This window comes from Streptomyces sp. NK15101 (assembly GCF_020400725.1).
Lineage (GTDB): Bacteria > Actinomycetota > Actinomycetes > Streptomycetales > Streptomycetaceae > Streptomyces.
The window spans coordinates 1-17832 of sequence record NZ_JAINVG010000019.1; the positions used below are offsets into that span (position 1 = coordinate 1).

At 73.0% G+C, this 17832-nt stretch carries 24 protein-coding genes; 12 read left to right on the forward strand and 12 right to left on the reverse strand.

Annotated elements, in window-relative coordinates:
* Window positions 1–98: 98 nt before the first annotated feature.
* Together K7G60_RS13115 and K7G60_RS13120 are read right to left on the reverse strand one after the other, a co-directional pair.
* Complete coding sequence (locus K7G60_RS13115; RefSeq protein ID WP_225801047.1) at window positions 99–617, reverse strand: RICIN domain-containing protein; 519 nt, start codon at window positions 615–617, stop codon at window positions 99–101.
* A gap of 41 nt (window positions 618–658) precedes the next feature.
* Entirely contained in the window at window positions 659–1579 is a 921-nt protein-coding gene (locus K7G60_RS13120) for a hypothetical protein (RefSeq protein ID WP_225801048.1), read from the reverse strand.
* A 177-nt stretch (window positions 1580–1756) separates the two neighbouring features.
* Between K7G60_RS13120 and K7G60_RS13125 the strand changes: the two genes are divergently transcribed.
* From K7G60_RS13125 to K7G60_RS13140, 4 genes are all read left to right on the forward strand, one after another.
* Window positions 1757–2041: a hypothetical protein gene (locus K7G60_RS13125; RefSeq protein ID WP_225801049.1), complete on the forward strand. Its 285-nt coding sequence runs from the start codon at window positions 1757–1759 to the stop codon at window positions 2039–2041.
* Window positions 2023–2436 (forward strand): DNA-binding protein, encoded by a 414-nt coding sequence (locus K7G60_RS13130; RefSeq protein WP_225801050.1) that lies wholly within the window; start codon window positions 2023–2025, stop codon window positions 2434–2436. The genes K7G60_RS13125 and K7G60_RS13130 overlap by 19 nt, the downstream gene beginning before the upstream one ends.
* 386 nt (window positions 2437–2822) lie before the next feature.
* Window positions 2823–3131 (forward strand): DUF2087 domain-containing protein, encoded by a 309-nt coding sequence (locus K7G60_RS13135; RefSeq protein WP_225801051.1) that lies wholly within the window; start codon window positions 2823–2825, stop codon window positions 3129–3131.
* Window positions 3128–3757, forward strand: coding sequence for a LysE family transporter (locus K7G60_RS13140; protein ID WP_225801052.1), 630 nt, complete (start codon window positions 3128–3130; stop codon window positions 3755–3757). The genes K7G60_RS13135 and K7G60_RS13140 overlap by 4 nt, the downstream gene beginning before the upstream one ends.
* A 28-nt stretch (window positions 3758–3785) precedes the next feature.
* Here K7G60_RS13140 and K7G60_RS13145 read toward each other — a convergent pair whose 3' ends face one another.
* The 4 genes from K7G60_RS13145 to K7G60_RS13165 all read right to left on the reverse strand — a co-directional run bounded on the left by K7G60_RS13145 (window position 3786) and on the right by K7G60_RS13165 (window position 7096).
* Entirely contained in the window at window positions 3786–3974 is a 189-nt protein-coding gene (locus K7G60_RS13145) for a hypothetical protein (protein ID WP_225801053.1), read from the reverse strand.
* Between the two features lie 16 nt (window positions 3975–3990).
* Window positions 3991–4674 (reverse strand): TetR/AcrR family transcriptional regulator, encoded by a 684-nt coding sequence (locus K7G60_RS13150; RefSeq protein ID WP_225801054.1) that lies wholly within the window; start codon window positions 4672–4674, stop codon window positions 3991–3993.
* A gap of 38 nt (window positions 4675–4712) precedes the next feature.
* Window positions 4713–5936: an MFS transporter gene (locus K7G60_RS13155; RefSeq protein ID WP_263985846.1), complete on the reverse strand. Its 1224-nt coding sequence runs from the start codon at window positions 5934–5936 to the stop codon at window positions 4713–4715.
* Between the two features lie 287 nt (window positions 5937–6223).
* A complete protein-coding gene (locus K7G60_RS13165) occupies window positions 6224–7096 on the reverse strand; it encodes a pirin family protein (protein ID WP_225801055.1) in 873 nt (290 codons plus the stop codon).
* A gap of 135 nt (window positions 7097–7231) precedes the next feature.
* On the opposite strand from K7G60_RS13165, the gene K7G60_RS13170 reads away from it, so the two are divergent.
* Genes K7G60_RS13170 through K7G60_RS13180 form a run of 3 tightly spaced genes read left to right on the forward strand, consistent with a single transcriptional unit; the run spans window position 7232 to window position 9101 of the window.
* Window positions 7232–7855 carry an NADPH-dependent FMN reductase gene (locus K7G60_RS13170; protein ID WP_225801056.1) on the forward strand — a complete coding sequence of 208 codons (624 nt, stop codon included), beginning with the start codon at window positions 7232–7234 and terminating at the stop codon, window positions 7853–7855.
* Window positions 7852–8634 carry an MBL fold metallo-hydrolase gene (locus tag K7G60_RS13175; RefSeq protein ID WP_225801057.1) on the forward strand — a complete coding sequence of 261 codons (783 nt, stop codon included), beginning with the start codon at window positions 7852–7854 and terminating at the stop codon, window positions 8632–8634. Before K7G60_RS13170 ends, K7G60_RS13175 begins: the two co-directional genes overlap by 4 nt.
* A gap of 26 nt (window positions 8635–8660) precedes the next feature.
* Window positions 8661–9101, forward strand: coding sequence for a nuclear transport factor 2 family protein (locus K7G60_RS13180; RefSeq protein ID WP_225801058.1), 441 nt, complete (start codon window positions 8661–8663; stop codon window positions 9099–9101).
* A 31-nt stretch (window positions 9102–9132) separates the two neighbouring features.
* Here K7G60_RS13180 and K7G60_RS13185 read toward each other — a convergent pair whose 3' ends face one another.
* Both K7G60_RS13185 and K7G60_RS13190 read right to left on the reverse strand, forming a co-directional pair.
* Entirely contained in the window at window positions 9133–9423 is a 291-nt protein-coding gene (locus tag K7G60_RS13185; protein WP_225801059.1) for a hypothetical protein, read from the reverse strand.
* A gap of 17 nt (window positions 9424–9440) precedes the next feature.
* Window positions 9441–9824, reverse strand: coding sequence for a DoxX family protein (locus K7G60_RS13190; RefSeq protein ID WP_225801060.1), 384 nt, complete (start codon window positions 9822–9824; stop codon window positions 9441–9443).
* Between the two features lie 180 nt (window positions 9825–10004).
* Between K7G60_RS13190 and K7G60_RS13195 the strand changes: the two genes are divergently transcribed.
* Entirely contained in the window at window positions 10005–10478 is a 474-nt protein-coding gene (locus K7G60_RS13195) for a carboxymuconolactone decarboxylase family protein (RefSeq protein ID WP_225801061.1), read from the forward strand.
* Between the two features lie 12 nt (window positions 10479–10490).
* Complete coding sequence (locus K7G60_RS13200) at window positions 10491–11408, forward strand: RNA polymerase sigma-70 factor (protein ID WP_225801062.1); 918 nt, start codon at window positions 10491–10493, stop codon at window positions 11406–11408.
* A gap of 3 nt (window positions 11409–11411) precedes the next feature.
* On the opposite strand, the gene K7G60_RS13205 is transcribed toward K7G60_RS13200, so the two are convergent.
* Complete coding sequence (locus tag K7G60_RS13205; RefSeq protein WP_225801063.1) at window positions 11412–11615, reverse strand: DUF397 domain-containing protein; 204 nt, start codon at window positions 11613–11615, stop codon at window positions 11412–11414.
* A complete protein-coding gene (locus K7G60_RS13210) occupies window positions 11572–12450 on the reverse strand; it encodes a helix-turn-helix transcriptional regulator (protein ID WP_225801064.1) in 879 nt (292 codons plus the stop codon). Before K7G60_RS13210 ends, K7G60_RS13205 begins: the two co-directional genes overlap by 44 nt.
* 117 nt (window positions 12451–12567) lie before the next feature.
* On the opposite strand from K7G60_RS13210, the gene K7G60_RS13215 reads away from it, so the two are divergent.
* Together K7G60_RS13215 and K7G60_RS13220 are read left to right on the forward strand one after the other, a co-directional pair.
* Window positions 12568–12768: a hypothetical protein gene (locus K7G60_RS13215; protein ID WP_225801065.1), complete on the forward strand. Its 201-nt coding sequence runs from the start codon at window positions 12568–12570 to the stop codon at window positions 12766–12768.
* Window positions 12765–13136, forward strand: coding sequence for an ATP-binding protein (locus K7G60_RS13220; RefSeq protein ID WP_308080959.1), 372 nt, complete (start codon window positions 12765–12767; stop codon window positions 13134–13136). The genes K7G60_RS13215 and K7G60_RS13220 overlap by 4 nt, the downstream gene beginning before the upstream one ends.
* A gap of 12 nt (window positions 13137–13148) precedes the next feature.
* Here K7G60_RS13220 and K7G60_RS13225 read toward each other — a convergent pair whose 3' ends face one another.
* Window positions 13149–13733, reverse strand: coding sequence for a YdeI family protein (locus tag K7G60_RS13225; RefSeq protein WP_225801066.1), 585 nt, complete (start codon window positions 13731–13733; stop codon window positions 13149–13151).
* 105 nt (window positions 13734–13838) lie between these two features.
* On the opposite strand from K7G60_RS13225, the gene K7G60_RS13230 reads away from it, so the two are divergent.
* Entirely contained in the window at window positions 13839–15170 is a 1332-nt protein-coding gene (locus tag K7G60_RS13230) for a TerD family protein (protein ID WP_225801067.1), read from the forward strand.
* A 182-nt stretch (window positions 15171–15352) separates the two neighbouring features.
* Here the strand turns inward: K7G60_RS13230 and K7G60_RS13235 are convergent, their stop codons facing one another.
* The gene (locus tag K7G60_RS13235) at window positions 15353–17734 is read right to left on the reverse strand and encodes a DUF11 domain-containing protein (protein WP_225801068.1); all 2382 of its coding nucleotides are present in this window, start codon (window positions 17732–17734) and stop codon (window positions 15353–15355) included.
* Window positions 17735–17832 lie beyond the last annotated feature (98 nt).

Genomic DNA, 17832 nt, shown 5'->3' on the forward strand with positions numbered 1-17832 from the left:
GGAGCAGCGCACTGAAAGGCCCGTCGCCGGCCACCCACCCGGGTGGCCGGCGACGCGTACAGGTGCCCGGGACGACGAAGGTCCCGGGCACCTGCCTGTCAGTAGTCGCGGAACTGCTGGTTGGCGCCGTGGTGGCATTCCCACTGACGGATCGGTGCGCCCGCGGAGCCGCTCCAGTCCGCCACCTCCATGCACAGCTTGCTGTTGTAGTTGCGGTACTCGTCGAGCATCGCGCCGGTGGCCGACGTCATGTACCAGCGCTGGTTGGTGCCGCCGTTGCACCCCCACTGGGTGACGGGGGCGCCGTTGTCGGTGCGGTAGCCCGGAACCTCGATGCACAGGTTGTTGGCGGCGCTTCTCAGCACGGGCGTGCCGTTGACCTCGTCGAAGTAGAACTTCTGGTTGGCGCCTCCGTTGCAGGGCCACTGGATGAGCTGGGTGCCCCAGTTGCCCGTGCCGCCGGGGACGTCCAGACACATGCCGCTCGCCTGGTTCTTCATGATGAACGGCAGGGTCGCGGCGGACGCCGGGGTCGCCTGGACCAGCGTCGTGGTGAACCCGACGGCGGCGGCGAGCGCCACAGCGGTCCGACCGGGGAACTTCTTGGGTATACGCATGCCTTCTGGGCCTTCCCTCAACCGATGCATGATCAACTTGATCAAGACGTCGGCACAGTAGGGAACGCGGCAGGCGGTTCAAAGGTGGCGCGCCGCTCGCCGGCCGATGTCGCGCACGCGGAACAGAGGGTTTCGTCCGCGACGGGTCGGAACAGCGTTGCTTGAGTGTGGTCACCGGTGCACTCGCGGGTTCCGCGCAGCCGCGCGGAGACCGTCTCCCCGGATGTGCGCGGGGTCGGCAGGGGCCGGGGCGGTACGTCACGCAGGAGGTACCGGACGAGCCCGCCGGGGCGGTGGACGGGCGTCCCGTCGCCGGGCAGGCCGCGCCGGATGCGTTCGTGGACCTCGGCGGGGGTGTGGCCGGTGTCGAGCCAGCGGGCGGCGAGGCGGGTGAGTTCGTCGCGCATGCCGGGCGGGACGTGCCGCAGGGCGGGGGAGAGGACGGGCAGGGCGCCGACGAGGGCGCGGGCCTCCTCCAGGCGGGGTGACTCCTCGACGGCGTCCGCCTGCGGCGGAAGGTCGGAGGTGTCCTCCTGGGGGTCTTTCTTCGGATGACCGCCGGTCGGCGGGGATGTCGGCCGACCGACGGCCGGTTTCCGGGGACCCGGTGCCACCTGCGGAGACGCGACGGGCGTGCAGGCCAGGAGCTTGGCGGCCTCACCGGCCGTCAGCGGGCAGCTGGAGAGGACCTGTTGGGTCATCCACCGTCCTCCGGCGCCCTGCACGCGCCGCTCGTGCAGGAAGCCCTCCTCCTTGAGCTCCCGCTTGGCGCGCCCGAAGGCGCATGCCCCGATCCGGGCACGCTCGGCGGTGCGGGAGAGTGACTCGCGGGCGCCCCGGGGGAGGGAGAGCTGCCAGGTCAGGAGGCGAACGGCGTCGGAGCTGAGGCGGGGGTGCCGGATGATGTCGTGCGAGAACTGGCTGAAGGCGCGCGCGGGCGCGTTAAAGTGCCGATAGATCACAGTGGACTCCGATTCCACTAGTGGTTCAGGCCCTCGCCGATGGTTGGCGCCATCGACGGGGGCCGTTTTGCGTGAACGTACCGCACGCGCCGTGTCCATTCCGACACGCTGCGTCAACAACCTCCGTACGAGTGATACCGCGTTCCGGTTTTCCTACTCTTTTGACACACTGGGGTCATGTCCGAGATGGCGTACAACATCGGTGAAGGACCGGCGACGCGCGTCAGTCTTTCCCTGCCCGAAGGGACGGCGGAGGCGATCCGCGCCCGGGTGGGCAAGCGTGAGTTCTCCGCGTTCGTCGCCGCGGCTGTCGAGCGGGAGCTGCGGGGCCAGGTGCTGGACGAGTACCTGGCGGACTACGAGCGCCGGAACGGGCCGGTCTCCGAGCAGGCGAAGCAAGGGGCCGGGAAGGCCTTCGACGACGTGTTCGCGGAAGAAGGCCGGTGGCCCGCCGCAAGCTGAGTCACGAAGGCACGCTCGTCCTCGACGGCGAGGGGCTCTCCAAGCTGCTCGACGACGACGAAACCGTGGTCGCGCTGGTCATGGAAGCCCGTTCCCGTGGCATGGAGGTCGTGATCTGCGCCCTCACCGTCATCGGGGCCGTCCACGCGCGCACGAACAGGGCCCGCCTGAACTGGGTGTTGTCCGGCTTGCGAGTCGTCCCGGTGGGCGACGAGGAGGCGAGAGCGGCTTCGTCCCTGCTGGTGGATGCGGGCCTGCACGGCCACAAGTACGCCATCGACGCGGCCGTGGCGGAGATCGCCCTGCGCCAGCAGCGTCCTGTGGCCATGCTGACCTCGGACGTCGACGACATGACCAAGCTCTGCGGCACCCGAGTCCGACTCATCGCCGTGTGACTCGCTTCCTCGCCTCGCTCGTCAGGGTCCCGCCGCCGTGCGGGCGGCGGGGCCCGCTGGTCGGCCGGTCGGGATTCCCTTCCGGACGTACAGGAGCACGGGCACGGGCCGAGGCGTCATCGTCACCGTCCGGATTCCCGGTCGGACCGAGGAGAGGTACGAGGAGATCCATCGGCCGATCTCCGAGCGGGCCGGGGCCCCTCGGACCGTTCCCGGCGTGCAGTGGACCGGGGTCCCTCGGACCGTTCCCGGCGTGCAGTGGACCGGGGCCCCTCGGACCGTTCCCGGCGTGCAGCGGGCCGCGGACGTGCTCGTGCGGCCCGGCTCCGAGTGAGCGCGGGGAAAACCCTTTGCCCGGCGGGGCCCGGGGCGCCACGCTCTCGGGCATGACCAGTCATCCCTCCCGCCCCGTCGCGGACCTGTTCTCCGCCGACGGGCGCCTCAAGGCGATCCCGCGCAAGCCCGCCCGCCGCGAGGCGCTGCTCGCGCACCTCGTCGCGACCCTCTTCGAGACGGACCGGACCTACCGCGAGGCCGAGGTCAACGACGCCCTGCGCACCGTGCACGAGGACTTTCCTGCGCTGCGCCGCCACCTCGTGACCGGCGGCTTCCTCTCCCGTACGAAGGACGGCGCGGACTACCGCCGACAGCAGCGGCCCGGCTCCCCCGGAGGCGCGATCCCCGCCGTCGCGTGACGGCCGCGGTGGTGGCCGGCCTGCTCGCCGGCTACGGCATCGCGATCCCGGTCGGCGCGGTCGGCGCCTACCTCGTGGCCGTCACGGCCCGCACCGGCTGGCGCACGGGCGCCGGCGCGGCCCTCGGCGTCGCCACCGCCGACGGGGCCTACGCCCTGCTCGCCGTGGCCGGAGGCTCCGCGCTCGTTCCCCTGCTGACCCCCGTGACGGTCCCGCTGCGCTGGGCGTCCGCGCTCGTGCTCACGGTGCTCGCCGTCCGGGCCGGGTGGGCGGCGCTCGCCGCGTACCGTACGGGCGGTCTCGCCTCACGCGACGACGGGGGCGCGCTCACTCCCGCCCGCGCGTACCTCACCTTCCTGGGGATCACGATCCTCAACCCCATGACGGTGGTCTACTTCGCCGCCCTCGTCCTCGCCACCGGGCCCTCCGCCCCCGACACCCCCATCGACCGCACCGCCTTCGTCCTCGCCGCCTTCATCGCCTCGGCCAGCTGGCAGCTCCTCCTCGCCCTGGGCGGCACGCTCCTCGGCCGCACCCTGACGGGCGCCCGGGGACGGCTGGGCACGGCACTCGCGTCGAGCACGTTGATCGTCGTCCTCGCGGTGCGGCTCGTCGCGCAGGGGTGACCCGAACGGCCGCCCTCCGGGGCGGCCGTCAGGCGTCCGGCAGCAGCCGGACCATGTCGATGCCGGGGCGCACCTTCGCGATGGCCGTGAACAGGAAGTCGAAGCCGAGGAAGTCCTCGGCGTTCTCCTGGAGCCACCGCAGGGCCCGGGCGCGGTCGTCCGCGCTGATCGACGCCGCGAGTATGCATCTCCGTGGGTGCGCGGCCCAAACGCGCAACCCCGGGAACGCCGCCTCAGACGCGGGCGTACCGGGCCAGGAAGAGGTCCACTCCCGAGGCGATCATCCGCGTCAGCTCCGCGTCGTCCAGCTCGGCGTCGGGGGAGAAGGTGCGGACGAGCTGCGGCACGCCCACCGTCGCCGCGACCAGCTGCTGCACGGCGAGTGCCGGGTCGGGGACGTCGAGGGTGCCGCGTGCGTCCAGTTCGGTGACGGCCTCGATCAACGGGCCGTTGTTCATGTCGTACGTGACCCGGTACCAGAGCTGGCCGAGCTGCGGGAAGCGGTCGATCTCGCCGATGACGAGGCGGCGCAGCTTCATGATGTCGGGCCGCAGCAGGATCCGGGCCCAGTCGGTGGTGAGCCGGACGAGGGCGGTCCGCAGGTCGGGGGCGTCGGCGAGCGCGGAGTTCGAGGGCTCCAGATCGGCGTACGTCTTCGGCAGGACGCCGCCGATGACGGCCAGGAACAGGCGTTCCTTGCTGCCGAAGTGCTTGTAGATCGTCGCCTTCGACACGCCGGAACCGCGGGTGATCGCGTCCATGGACGCCGCCGAGTACCCCTCCGCGAGGAACTCCGCGAGCGCCGCGTCGATGATCGCCTGGCGCTTGCGCGAGGCCGCGTCCGCCGGGTCCGGGATGATCGGGATGCCGTACTCGTCGATCGCGTCGGCGTGCTGTGCGTCGGCTCCGGCTCCCATGGGCGGTCCTTCGGTGGTCGTGGCGGCTGGAGGCCCCACTATATGAACTGAACGGTTTGGTCTGCAAAGGCCGCGAGTGCGGGACCTGCCGCGACGCCGGTCAGGAAGGCCAGGTTGAACAGGCCGATCGCGACACCGCGCCGGGCCGCCGGCAGCCCCTCGGCCGCGGCGCCCGAAAGCAGCCCCTGCCCGCCGGCCGTGACGAGCGCGCTCGTCCCCGAGCCGAGCAGGACGGCCGCTGCCCAGGGCCCGGTCACGGCGAGCACGAGCGCCGCGCCCGAACCGAGCGTCAGGACCGCCCTCAGCCGGGCGGGGTCCAGCGACGGGGCAGCGCGCACCAGCCGCCACGACAGCAGCGCCCCGGCGAGCGCGGCGACGGACGCGACGGCCCCGGTCTCCACCGGGCTCCAGCCGGTGAGCGCGGCGACGCGGCGCGGAGCGGCGTACAGCAGGGCGAAGTTGACGGTCGAGAGCGTCAGCATCAGCGCGGCGGCGCCGAGGAAGCGGCGGTCGCGGAGGACGTCGAGGGGGAGGCCGAGGGTGCGGGGGAGCCTGGGCGCGCGGGGGAGTCCGGGCGTGCGGGGGAGTCCAGGCGTACCGCGGGAGGCGCCGTCGTCGGCCCGCCTCGTCTCCGCGTCCGCCAGGCGGAGCACCGGGCGCAGGGAGAGCAGGCCGAGGAGCGGGAGGACCAGGGCCGCGCGCCAGCCGAGCGCCCCGGCCGCCGCGGCTCCCACGAACAGGCCGGCGGTGCCGCCCGCCGCGTTGCCGATCGCGACCAGGCCCGGGATCCGGCCCGAGCGGTCCCGGCCGGCGAGCTGGAACGCGGCGACGCTCAGGCCCGCCGCACCGGCCGCCTCCACGGCCCGCCCGGCGACCGCCAGGGACAGGTCCGGCGCGAGGAGGACGAGGAGCGCGCCGAGGGCCACGAGGACGGCGGCGGCCCTGATGACCCCGGCGGGACCGCGCCGCCGCCCCGCGGTGGCCGAGAGGAGCGGGGTGCCGACCGCCATGCCGAGCCCGAACGCCGTCATCAGCCAGGCCGCGGCGCCGGGGGCGACGGCCAGCGCGCGGGCGGCCTCGGGGAGCGCGAGGCTCGGCCCGGACACCCCCATCGCGGCGGGCGCGGCGAGGGCGCCGAGCAGCAGGCCGGTCCTGGCGGCGACCCGCCGGACGGCGGGGGCGGGCGGGGCCCCCGGATCCATGGCCGCCGGGGGCGGGGCCAAGGCCACCAGGGGCGGGGCCACCGGGGTCACCGGCGTCATCGGGGCCACCGGAGTCACCGGGACCCGAGCCGCCGGTGTCGGCGTCGCCGGCGTCCCCGGGGCCATCAAGGCCCCCGGATCCAGGGCCTCCAGGGCCGGAGGCGGAGGCGGAGGCGGGGCCGCCGGGGTCACAGGGGTCATCGGGGCCACCGGGACCCGAGCCGTCGGGGTCGCCAGGGCCGGAGGCGGGGCCACGGGAGTGACCGGGGTCACTGGGGTCACCGGGACCCGAGGCGTCGGGGCCGGTGTTGTCGGCGTCCCCGGAGACGCCGGTGTCCGCAGTGTCGTCACGACGGCATCCGCCCCATCAGGCCCTGCCTGAAGTCCCGCTCCGCCTGGCGGAGTTCCGCGGGGGTGTTCATCACGAAGGGGCCGCTCCGGGCGACCGGTTCGCCGATCGGTTCGCCCGTCAGGACCAGCACCTCGGCGGCCGCGCCCGGGGCCTCGACCGTGAAGCGCTCGCCGTCCCTCGCGAGGACCGCGAGGTGGCCGTCGGGGAGGTGCGTGCCGGCCACCGTCGCCTCGCCCCGCATCACGTACACCATCGCGTTGTGCCCGGCCGGGGCCGTGAACTCGGCGCCCGTGCCCGCTGCGAGCCGCCCGTGGGCGACCAGTACCGGCGTACGGGTCTCGAAGGGGCCGGTCACGCCGTGGCTGGTCCCGGCGAGGACCGTGACCTCGGCGCCCTCCGGGGTCACCGCCACCGGCAGGCCGGCGGCCTCGACGTTCTGGCTCTCCGGCGGGACGCCCTTGAGGCGGGCGGGGAGGTTCAGCCAGATCTGGAGCATGTGCTGCCGGCCGCCCGAGGCGAGGAACTCCGGGGTGGGCAGGGCCTCGTGGACGATCCCGGAGCCTGCGGTGAGCCACTGGACGCCGCCCGCGCGGACGACGGCGCGGTGGCCGCGCGAGTCGGCGTTCGCGATGTCGCCGTCGAGGACGTACTGGATCGTCTCGAAGCCCCGGTGCGGGTGCGGGGGAGCGCCCTTCGCCTCGCCGGGCGCCAGGTCGACCGGTCCCACCTGGTCGACCATCAGGAAGGGGTCCACGAAGGGAAGTTCCTCGGTGGGGAAGGGGCGGCGGACCGGGAATCCGGCGCCCTCGTGGGTGTGGAAGGGGCGGGCCGTGCGGGCGACGGTTCGCCCTGCGGTGAGTGCGGTCATGCCTTCGAATGAACTACACCATTCAGTTCACTGTCAAGACTGAACTGTTTCGTTGACAGACTGAACCGATCGGTTTAGCTTTGTGGCCGTCGAGTCCGGCACCCGCCGGCTCATCCGATCGACGGGGGACCTCCCATGACCGCGTCCACGATCCTCGCCATCTCCGGATCGCTCCGCTCCACCTCGCACAACACGCGACTCCTGCGCGCCGCCCAGAAGTTCAACCCCGGCGGCCAGGAGATCCAGATCTACGAGGACCTCCGCGAGATCCCGCCGTACGACCTGGACCTCGACACCCCCGAGCTGCGCCCGGCCGTCGTCGGCGAGCTCCGCCGCCGGGTCACGGAGGCGGACGGGCTCCTCATCGCCACCCCGGAGTTCAACTACTCCGTCCCCGGCGTCCTCAAGAACGCGCTCGACTGGCTGTCCACCGACTGGACCGGGACCGAGGGGCTCCCGCTGCACCGCAAGCCCGTCGCGATCCTCGGCGCCGCGCCCACCAGCTTCGGCACCGTCCGGGCCCAGCTGGCCCTCCGTCAGGTCTTCGTCTGGACCGACAGCGACGTCGTCGTGAAGCCCGAGGTCCACGTCTTCCGCTCCCACGAGCGCTTCGACGCCGACGGCAACCTCACGGACGAGGTCACCATCGAGCTCCTCCGGGGCCTCCTGACCTCCCTCCAGGCCAAGATCGACGCCTCGAAGGCCACCGCGACGAAGGCCGACGCGACGAAGGCCGACGCCTCGAAGCCCGCCGCGTGAGCGCCCGCCTCGGGACCGTCACCGCCACCTACCTCGGCACGGCGACCGTCCTCCTCCGCATCGGCGACCTCACCGTCCTCACCGACCCCGCCCTCGACGCGGCCCCCGCCGACTACCCGGGCGCCCGCCCGCTCCACCGCACCGCCGGCCCCGCCCTGACCGCCGCCGAACTCCCGCCCGTCGACCTGGTCCTGCTCTCGCACGACCAGCACGCCGACAACCTCGACCCGACCGGCCGCGAGGTCCTCGGCCGCGCGGGGGCGGTCCTCACCACCCCGGAGGCCGCCGAACGCCTCGGCGGCCGGGCGGAGGGCCTCGCCCCCTGGGAGAGCCGGACGGTCACCGCCGGGGCGACGACCGTCACGGTCACGGCCACCCCCGCCCGGCACGGCCCGGAGGGCACCGAACACGTCACGGGCCCCGTCACCGGCTTCGTCGTCGCCCACGAGGGCGGCACGCTCTACGTCTCCGGCGACACCGTCCGGCACGACGCCCTGACGGAGATCGGCGCCCGGTTCCGCATCGACACGGCCTTCCTCCACCTGGGCGACGCGCACTTCCCGTCCACCGGCGACCGCGCCTTCTCGATGAGCGCCGGAGAGGGCGCCGCCCTCGCCCGGACCCTCGGCGCCCGGACGGTGATCCCCCTCCACTTCGACTCCTGGGACCACCTCGCCGAGGACCCGGACCGCATCACGGAGGCCTTCGCGGCCCCGGACCTCGCGGGGCGGCTGCGATGGCTCCGCCCGGGCGTCCCCGAGACCCTCCGGACCACCTGAACACCACGAGCCAGGAAGGACCTTCCATGACCGAGCAGCGCCCCCCGCCCCCCCCGTTCACCGCCGAGACCGCCGCCGCCAAGGTGCGGGCCGCCGAGGACGCCTGGAACACCCGCGACCCCGACCGGGTCGCCCTCGCCTACACACCCGACTCCGTCTGGCGCAACCGCGAGGAGTTCCTCGAGGGTCGTGACGAGATCAGGGCCTTCCTGGCCCGCAAGTGGGCGAAGGAGAACGGGTACGCGCTCCGCAAGCAGCTGTGGGCGTTCACCGACGACCGCATCGCCGTCCGCTTCCAGTACGAATGGCACGACGAGACCGGCCAGTGGTACCGCAGCCACGGCAACGAACTCTGGGAGTTCACCCCCGACGGCCTGATGTCCCGGCGCGAGGCAAGCATCAACGACGTCCCGATCGCCGAGTCCCATCGGACGCTCTTCGGACCGCGCACGGACTCGGAGCGGTAGCGCCCCCGTACCGGCCCCAGCGGTACCGGTCTCAGCGTTCCCGTCCGGCCGTCAGGGCGACGGCCCCCGCGACCGCGAGCACCGCGCCCGCCGCCATGACGCCCCGCCCGGAGCGGTACGAGAGCACCGACCAGCACGACCGCGCCGACAACAGGGAGCCGACGCTCGCCCAGGACCCGACGGAGAGCGCCGAGGCGGCGGAGCCGACCGACCCGACCGAGAGGAACGACCCGACCGAACCGATCGACAGGGTCGAACCGACCGAACCGATGGACAGGAACGAGTCCCGGGACCAGAGCGAAAGACGCGAAGAGGCGGCCATGGCCCGATCGTAGGCGCTCACGCGGTGAACGCCGCGGGACCGAACCGCCCCCACGCCAGGAACAGGCACAGGCCCAGATAGATCGCGTCCCCGGCGATCGTCGCCCGCTCGCCGCGCCGCAGCCTCGTCGCCAGCGCCCCCACGAACAGCAGCACGAGCCCCGTCGCGGTCACCGGCACGAGCACCGGCGCGATGCCGAGCACGGCGGGCAGGACCAGGCCCACCGCCGCGAGCAGCTCCACGGCGCCGATCGCCCTCAGCGCACCCGGGCTGAACTCCAGCACCCACTGTGCCGACGCGCCCAGTGCCGCCATCCGCTCCCTCGGCAGGAACATCTTGGCGCTGCCGACGAGGCATACGAAGGCCATCAGTCCGGCGACGATCCACAGGGCGAGGTCCATGGTGCGGCTCCTTGGTCGAGTCGAGGCGTGCTCGCCCCCGAGACGAGACCGCGCCCCGGCCCGTGACACCCCGCGACCGAGACCTGGATCACACCGAGGCCGTGTCACAGGGCGCCGCGCCGTCTCGTCTCGGGGACGTAAGCCCACCGACACACCGACTCGCACCGAGGAGACACGACGATGGACGCGCGACTCGACTTCTTCGCCAGCCCCACCGCCGGCAAGGCCCTCAAGCACCTCATGGCCGCCGGCCGGATCCTCAAGGACTCCACCCTCCCGGCCGCCGTGCAGGAGCTCGTCTCCCTGCGCGTCAGCCAGATCAACGGCTGCGGCGTCTGCCTCGACATGCACACCAAGGAGGCCATCGCGGCCGGCGAGAGCCCCGTCCGCCTCGGCCTCGTCGCCGGCTGGCGCGAGGCCACCGTCTACACCGAGGCCGAGCGCGCCGCCCTCGCCCTCGCCGAGCAGGGCACCCGCGTCGCCGACGCCGGCGAGGGCGTCAGCGACGAGGTCTGGGAGCAGGCCGCCCGGCACTTCGACGAAGAACAGCTCACCGCCCTCGTCCTCCTGGTTTCCTTCATGAACGCCGCCACCCGCATGAACATCATCAGCAAGCAGCCGGCCGGCGGCTACGAGGCCGGCCAATTCCACTGAACGGGGAGTGACATGGGCAAGGTCGAGGAGTTCGAGGAACTGCGACCGCTGCTGTTCTCGATCGCCTACCGGATACTCGGCAGCGTCAGCGAGGCCGAGGACGCCGTCCAGGAGACCTGGCTGCGGTACGACGCCTCCTCGACCACGCCCGCGTCACCCAAGGCGTTCCTGTCCGCCACGGTCACCCGCGTCGCCATCGACGTACTCCGCTCCGCGCGCGTCCGCCGCGAGGAGTACGTCGGCCCGTGGTTCCCCGAGCCGCTCCTGGACGATCCCTACGAGGACCCCGAACGCGCGGCCGAGCTCGCCGACTCCGTGTCCATGGCCGCGCTGCTCCTCCTCGAACGCCTCAGCCCCCTCGAACGCTCCGTGTTCGTCCTGCGCGAGGTCTTCGGCTTCGACTTCGACGAGGTCGCCTCCGCCGTCGGCCGTACGGAGGCGGCCTGCCGCCAGCTGCTGGTACGCGCCCGGCGGCACATGCGGGACGGCCGGCCCCGTTTCGAGGCCGACCGCGCCGAACGGCAGGAACTCGCCGCCCGCTTCTTCGACGCGCTCAAGGGCGGCGACGTCGACGGCCTGCGGAGCGTCCTCGCCGCCGACGTCCAGATGGCCGGCGACGGCGGCGGCAAGGCCCCGCAGCTCGCCCGCGTCCTCGTCGGCGCGGACAGCGTGGCCAAGCTGCTGGCCGCGCTCTTCCCCGTGATGCTCCGGGTGGAGCTCACGCTGGAGCCGCACGAGGTCAACGGCCAGCCCGGCGCCATCGTCCGCGACCGGGACGGCAAGGTCCTGCACACGCTGTCCCTCGACATCGTCGACGGCCGCGTCCAGACCATCCGCTCGGTCATCAACCCCGACAAGCTCGCCCACCTGGGCCCGGTCGCCGACGCCTGGGCGATCAACGACCAGGTCCGCGCGGCCCGCCGGGGGTAGGCCTCAACCCGCCTTGACGGCCTCGACGAACGGCGCCCACGCGGCGACGGGGACGACGAGGACGGGGCCGTCGGGGCGCTTGGAGTCACGGACGGGGACGAGGCCGGGGAGGTTGTCGGCCACTTCGACGCAGTCGCCGCCGGACGTATTGCTGTAGCTGCTCTTACGCCAGGTAGAGGCGCGCAAGTCGATCCGGTTGCTTGCCATTTCGGTAGCCCTCTGCCGCATCCTCGATCAGTGCGAGGGACGCCTCCAGCGGCAAAGCGGCGGCCCTGAGGAGATCGTACGACCTCTGATACTGCTTCACGAGGCCCGGATCATCGATGGTGTGCCCATGGTGCTGGCCTTCCATGTAGACGAGTGGTGGCGCATCGACGAAGGCAAGTGCCATGGCGTTGCCCAGCATCAGTGCATGGGCGCCGGCGTTCCACGGGAGGATCTGCGTAAAGATCCGACCGCGCTTGATGAGGCCCGCGATGTGATCCAGCTGCTGGGCCATCCGCTCTCCGGATAAAACGGGCAGCCGGATGACGGACTCGTGGAGGATGGCCCAGTACTCGGGTTGCTTGTGGTTCTCCTCGAAGAGCTGGGCGCGTGCGAGGCGACCGGTGATCTTCTCCTCGATCTCCTCCGGAAGGTCTTGGGCCCATTCAGCCTGGAACAGCGCCCGCATGTACGGGCCCGTCTGCAGCAGGCCAGGAATCACCGTGGGCGACCACTGCTGGATCGTCAGCGCGCGCTTCTCCGCCTCCAGCACGCGCTCGAAGTAAGGCGCGTGCCCCTTCCGCCTCGCCTTGCGGACGTCCTCGCAGCCGCGCTGGAAGAAACCGTCCGTCCCCAGCACACGGTCGACGTGCTGAGCCAGGTCCAGCGGCATCGTCCGCTTGCCCCGCTCGATCTCGCTCAGATACGTCACCCCGTAGAAACTGCCCTCCACCAACCCCTCCAGCGTCAGCCCCGCCTCCTCCCTCTTGAAGCGGAGCTCCTTCCCGTAGAACTGCGGGACGCTCGCCGAGCCGTCGATGTCCTTGCGCGCAGCCACCGTCGACCGCCTTTCGCACCTTGCTCCGTGGAGCGGGAAACGCTTCCCACGGTAGGGCGCGGGGCGGCAGCGTGTGAGGGGTTCGTCACGGCACGCAACGAAAGGTGGACGCCCTCCATGGACGACGACATCAGGCCCGACGTCGAGGCGCTCCGTACCGCTCTCGCAGCTCACGGCATCACGCTGCCCTCCCTGGGGGTGGACGTGGTGACGCTCGCGGGGTCCAATATCCGGCCGCCGCTCGTCGCGCTCGGTGGCTGCAACGTGGCGACCGCGCGCCGACTGACCGACGTCCTGCGGAAGGCGGCCGGCGGGTGACCCTCCCCGGGCTGCCGCTCCGGGTGGAGCTGCTCGCGCTGCCCAAGGAGGTGGCGGAGGTGCGGCGGATGGTGGAGGGGGACGACGTGCGGCTCTGTGTGAGCGAGCTGCTGACGAACGTCATCCGGCACGTGGGGGAGGGGACTCCGGTGACCGTGCGGGTCGTCGCCGCGCGGGGCGGGCGGACGCGGGTCGCGGTGACCGACCCCGACCCCCGGGTGTGGCCGGTGCTGCGGGACGCGGCGGAGGACGCCGAGTCGGGGCGGGGGCTCGCGCTGCTGGACGCGGTGGCGGTCCGGTGGGGCGTGGACCAGGGGCCGTACGGGAAGACGGTCTGGTGCGAACTGGGCGCCGGGCGCTGGTCGTAGGGACCGGGACGATCACCCTTCGCCCGCCGGGCGCCCTTCCGTCAGGCTCCGTACCGCCCGGTCGAGTCGCGTCCGCCGGGTCTCCGGCGTCGCGGCCTGGAGCAGCGGGAGCATCACGAGGTAGCGGGCGGTCCGGTCGAGCGCGTCGAACGCCGCACGCGCCGCCGGGTCCGCGGCGAGCGCCGCCGCGAGGTCGTCCGGGACGACGGCCGCCGCCTGCGACGCGTACGCGCGGTCCCAGCGGCCGTCCTCCTGGGCCCGTCGGACCTCGGCGAGGCCGGGCTCTCGCATCCGGCCCGCCGCCGCGAGCGCCGCGACCTTCTCGACGTTCACCCGCGACCACAGGCTCCTCGGCCGCCGCGGTCCGTACTTCTGCAGGTAGTACCGGTCGTCAAGGCCCCGGCGCTGCCCGGAGATCCAGCCCCAGCACAGCCCCACGTCGACCAGTTCGTCATCCGTGACCGACGCGATCCCCGACGCCTTCTTCGCGACCTTGACCCACACGCCCTCGCGGCGGGTGTGATGCTCGGCCAGCCAGTTCTCGAAGGCCGCCGCGTCCGGGAACGCGACGGCTTCCACCCCGTTGAACTCCTCCATGCGTTCCAGGCTAGTCCGCAGCGCCCCGGTGATTCCGCCCGGTCACGGCACCGACTCGGCGGCGACGGCTGGTCGTCCGGAAACCCGGGCTGCCAGGATGCGGGCATGACGCAGATCATCAAGGGGGGAAACCTTCCGCTCAGCGGCGAGCCGATGCGGGTCGCCGTCGTCCGCCGGTCCGGTGGGCCGGAGGCGCCGAAGGTCGACGCGGCCGCGCTGCTGGTCGACGCGGACGGCAGGGTCAGGGACCGGGGAGACCTGGTCTTCTACAACCAGCCCGAGCACGCCGGGAGCGGCATACGGCTCCTGGGTGAGGCCCAGGGCGAGGGCGGGGTCGTCGCGGACTGGCTGGAGGTGGACCCGGGCCGGGTCGAGCCGTCCGTGGAGCGGGTCGTGGTCGCGGCGTCCTGCGACGGCGGGACGTTCGGGGAGGTCGAGGACCTGTACGTACGGGCGGTGAGCGCGACCACCGGCGCGCAGCTGGCGCTGTACGCGGTGGAGGACGCGACGACGGAGACCGCGATCCTGCTGGGCGAGTTCTACCGCAGGAACGGGGGGTGGAAGTTCCGGGCGGTGGGGCAGGGGTACGACTCGGGGCTGCCGGCCCTGGCGACGGACTTCGGCTTCTCGGCGTCGGAGGAGGAGGCGGGGGAGGAGGACGAGGTCGAGGTCGAGGCCGTGACGGAGGCCCCTGTCGCCGTGCCCGCATCCGCTCCCGTCGCCGCGCCCGCACCCCCACAGGGCACCCCCGCGCCCCTCGCCGTCGAGAAGTCCGGTGCCCCCGTCCCGTACTCCGGCGCGCCGGTCGCCGGACCCCTCGGGCGGCTCAACGGTCTGCCGTCCGAATTCGGGCCGGAATTCCCGTACTTCGAGTACCAGGGCGAGGGCAAGGAGGACGTCGAGACCGGCCTCGTCCTCCCCCGTGGCTTCATCGCCGTCGACGTGGTGAAGAAGGGTGCCGCTTATCTGGACATCGTCACGCTGACCGTCCGCAAGCGCAGGTGGCGGCAGGTCATGAGGAGCCGCATGGAGGATCTGCGCGGGGTGGGCGTCCTGCACCACGACGGTCAGTCGCCGTTGCGGCTGAGGGTCGACACGCGCGGCCGGTGGATGATCAGGCTCCGCCCGGTGTCGACGCTGCGTCCGTTCGACGGGCCGGTGGAGGGGTACGGGCCGGACGTCCTGGCGTACACCGGCGACGAGACCGGCGTCAGGTTCCGGTTCGAGGGCGACGAGGACAAGAAGGGGTACTTCGGCGTCGCGGCCCACCGGAAGGGCGGCCACTGGGAGTACCGGTTCAGCCGGCGCGACCGGGGCCGGGGGAAGGGCGACCTCCCCCGGGGGCCGCGTCTCCTCGTCGTCGAGGCGGACGGGGCCTGGTCCATGGAGCCCCGCCCCGGGGGCGGCGGGGGCTTCTGGTCCCGGTCGGGGCGCTAGGTTCCCGTCCCGCGTACCGGAACGGCGACACCGGCCTGCCGGTCGCCGAGGGCGTCGGCGCCTCCTGGTCCCGGGCGCTCCGGCGCGACAGGAGCAGCTGTCCCGGCGGCGCCGCCGACGACGTCCGCACGACGGGAAGGGGCCCGGAGTCTCCGCGACTCCGGGCCCCTTTCCGTGAGGGGTCACGGGCAGCTGACGCGGATGTCGCCCGGGTCCGTGGTGCAGGTGTCGGTGTTGTAGCCGCCGTTCGCGGTGTCGTTGCCGGCGACGCCGTCGACGGTGTTGAGGCTGTCGCTGCCGTAGTTGCCGAGGAGCGTGTCGCTGCCCGGCCCGGCGATGAGCGCGTCGTTGCCGTAGCTGCCGTCGGCCCGGTCGTTGCCCGGCCCGGCGTGGACGGTGTCGTTCCCGAAGCTCGCGTTGATCGTGTCGTTGCCGCTGAGGGCGCAGATCACGTCGCTGTTGTAGCTGCCGTTGAGGGTGTCGTTGCCGCTGGTCCCGATGATCGTGCAGCCGCGGTTGTTGTTCACGGTGGTGGTGCGGGTCGCGGTGTTGTTGCCCGTCGCGGTGTCGGCCGGTGTCGTGGTGACCGTCGCGGTGTCGGTGAGCGTGCCGGTCCGCGAGGGTTCGGCGACGATCGTCACCGTGGCGGTCGAGCCGGCGGTGCCGGCGGCGTTGAGCGTGCCGATCGCGCAGGTGACCCGGCCGGTGGTGACGGTGCACGTGCCCCGGTCGGTGGTCGCCGACAGGATGGTCGCCGTCCCCGTCAGGGTGTCGGTCAGCTGGACGTTCGTCGCCGCGGCCGTGGTGCTGTTGTTCGCCACGCCGACGGTGTACGTGGCGGTGTCGCCGATGCTGACCGTGGCGGGCCCGTTCTTCGTCACCGCCACGTCCACGTTCGCCGGCGGCTCGACGCCGCCACCGCCCAGGTGGCGGGCCAGGGCCCGGTCCTCGTCGAAGCTGACGGCCGTGCCGGCGAGTCCGGCGGTGACGATCCTGCCGTCGGTCTGCAGCGCCACCTGGGTGGCCCGGTCGTCGGGGCCGCCGAAGTCGGTGGTCACCTTGCCGTCGCCGCTGAAGCCCGTGTCGAGGCTGCCGCCGGTGTTGTACCGCGTCAGCGCGAAGTCGCCGGCGTAGTCGCCGACGGCGACGATCCGGCCGTCGGACTGCAGCGCCACGTCGTAGGCGCCGCCGTCCTCGGGGCCGAAGGCGGTGGTGACGACGCCGTCGCCGTCGAAGCTCGTGTCCGGAGCACCGGCGGCGGTGAACCGCCGCACCAGGAAGGTGTTCCCGCTCTTGCCGGCGGTGACGATCCTGCCGTCGGACTGCAGTGCCACGCCGTCGGCGGATCCCGTGCCGGTGGTCACCCGGCCGTCGCCGTCGAAGGTGGCGTCCAGACTGCCGTCGGGGTTGTAGCGGGCCAGAGCGAGACCGTTCGCGCCTCCGGCGGCGACGATCTTGCCGTCGGGCTGCAGCGCCAGGTCCTGGATCCCGCAGCACGCGGTGCCGAAGGTGCCGGTGACGATGCCGTCGCCGTCGAAGTCCGGGTCCAGGGCACCGGAGGAGTTCCAGCGCACCAGCGTCCACCTCCCGAAGCTCGACCCGCCGGCGACGATCCGGCCGTCGGACTGCACCGCCACCGCGTAGGCGGCGTCGATCGTGTCGACGTCGATGTCCGTGATCACCCTGCCGCCGTCGCCGAAGCTCGTGTCCAGGCTGCCGTCGGCGTTGTAGCGGGCCGCCGCCCAGGTGCCGTTGCCGGCGATGTCGGTGGACCCCCCGACTGCCACGGTCTTCCCGTCCGGCTGCAGGGCCAGCGCCAGGCCCTCCTCGTTGTTGCCGAAGTCGGTGGTGACGACGCCGTCGCCGTCGAAGGTGGGGTCCAGACTGCCGTCGGGGTTGTGGCGCGTCAGCGTGAAGTCGCCGGAGGTCTCGTCGGAGTAGCCGTAGCCGATCGTGACGATCCTGCCGTCGGACTGTACGGCCATGCCCTGGGCGCCCGCGTAGCCGCCCAGGTCCGTGACGACCCTGCCGTCGCCGTCGAAGGTGGGGTCCAGGTCGCCGGGCGCGGCCGTCGCCGCGGCGGGCAGGCCCAGGACGAGCGCCAGGGCCGCGACGCCGGCCGCGCCGGCGCGCCGGGCCCGGCGCCAGGGGGATTGCAGGGGCATGCGGGACCTCTCCGTCCGTCGGAAGCTGCGGGGCCACAGCTTTCTGCGACGGCGGCGGACGGGCGGTCCACGGCGGGGCGGACTGCGCCTACTGGACGGCGGCGGTCCACCCCCAGGGGTGAGGGGCGCCCCCGCCTCACGCTCCCGCGTCGCTCGGTTCCCCCACCTGAAGCGGTCCCTGGGGTCGTCCTCCCTGCGCTTCTGGTCCTCGGCGGCGGCCTTGGCCGCGTCGGCGAGCGGGCCGGTCAGGTGGCCGGCGAGGGCACGGGAGGTGAGGAGGAGGCCGTCGAGGAGGTCGAGGACGGCGTTCTTCCCGCCCGCGACGATGTCGCCGCACTCCTTCATGCCGTCGGCGATGATCCCGGTGGCCGCGGACGGCCGTCCGAACCGGTCCGACACGCCCTTCCAGTGCTCGGCGTCCGGCCTCGGGACTGTCGCCGCGTGAACTCACGCCTGAATGTTGAGAGTTGAGTGCTCACGGTCTCACGGGCCCCGGG

Excerpts from the sequence above, each read along its gene's own strand:
- K7G60_RS13115 (WP_225801047.1), bottom strand. The coding sequence starts at position 617 with ATGCGTATACCCAAGAAGTTCCCCGGTCGGACCGCTGTGGCGCTCGCC.
- K7G60_RS13125 (WP_225801049.1), top strand. The coding sequence starts at position 1,757 with ATGTCCGAGATGGCGTACAACATCGGTGAAGGACCGGCGACGCGCGTC.
- K7G60_RS13135 (WP_225801051.1), top strand. The coding sequence starts at position 2,823 with ATGACCAGTCATCCCTCCCGCCCCGTCGCGGACCTGTTCTCCGCCGAC.
- K7G60_RS13150 (WP_225801054.1), bottom strand. The coding sequence starts at position 4,674 with ATGGGAGCCGGAGCCGACGCACAGCACGCCGACGCGATCGACGAGTAC.
- K7G60_RS13155 (WP_263985846.1), bottom strand. The coding sequence starts at position 5,936 with ATGACGCCGGTGACCCCGGTGGCCCCGCCCCTGGTGGCCTTGGCCCCG.
- K7G60_RS13165 (WP_225801055.1), bottom strand. The coding sequence starts at position 7,096 with ATGACCGCACTCACCGCAGGGCGAACCGTCGCCCGCACGGCCCGCCCC.
- K7G60_RS13170 (WP_225801056.1), top strand. The coding sequence starts at position 7,232 with ATGACCGCGTCCACGATCCTCGCCATCTCCGGATCGCTCCGCTCCACC.
- K7G60_RS13180 (WP_225801058.1), top strand. The coding sequence starts at position 8,661 with ATGACCGAGCAGCGCCCCCCGCCCCCCCCGTTCACCGCCGAGACCGCC.
- K7G60_RS13185 (WP_225801059.1), bottom strand. The coding sequence starts at position 9,423 with ATGGCCGCCTCTTCGCGTCTTTCGCTCTGGTCCCGGGACTCGTTCCTG.
- K7G60_RS13190 (WP_225801060.1), bottom strand. The coding sequence starts at position 9,824 with ATGGACCTCGCCCTGTGGATCGTCGCCGGACTGATGGCCTTCGTATGC.
- K7G60_RS13195 (WP_225801061.1), top strand. The coding sequence starts at position 10,005 with ATGGACGCGCGACTCGACTTCTTCGCCAGCCCCACCGCCGGCAAGGCC.
- K7G60_RS13200 (WP_225801062.1), top strand. The coding sequence starts at position 10,491 with ATGGGCAAGGTCGAGGAGTTCGAGGAACTGCGACCGCTGCTGTTCTCG.
- K7G60_RS13205 (WP_225801063.1), bottom strand. The coding sequence starts at position 11,615 with ATGGCAAGCAACCGGATCGACTTGCGCGCCTCTACCTGGCGTAAGAGC.
- K7G60_RS13215 (WP_225801065.1), top strand. The coding sequence starts at position 12,568 with ATGGACGACGACATCAGGCCCGACGTCGAGGCGCTCCGTACCGCTCTC.
- K7G60_RS13225 (WP_225801066.1), bottom strand. The coding sequence starts at position 13,733 with ATGGAGGAGTTCAACGGGGTGGAAGCCGTCGCGTTCCCGGACGCGGCG.
- K7G60_RS13230 (WP_225801067.1), top strand. The coding sequence starts at position 13,839 with ATGACGCAGATCATCAAGGGGGGAAACCTTCCGCTCAGCGGCGAGCCG.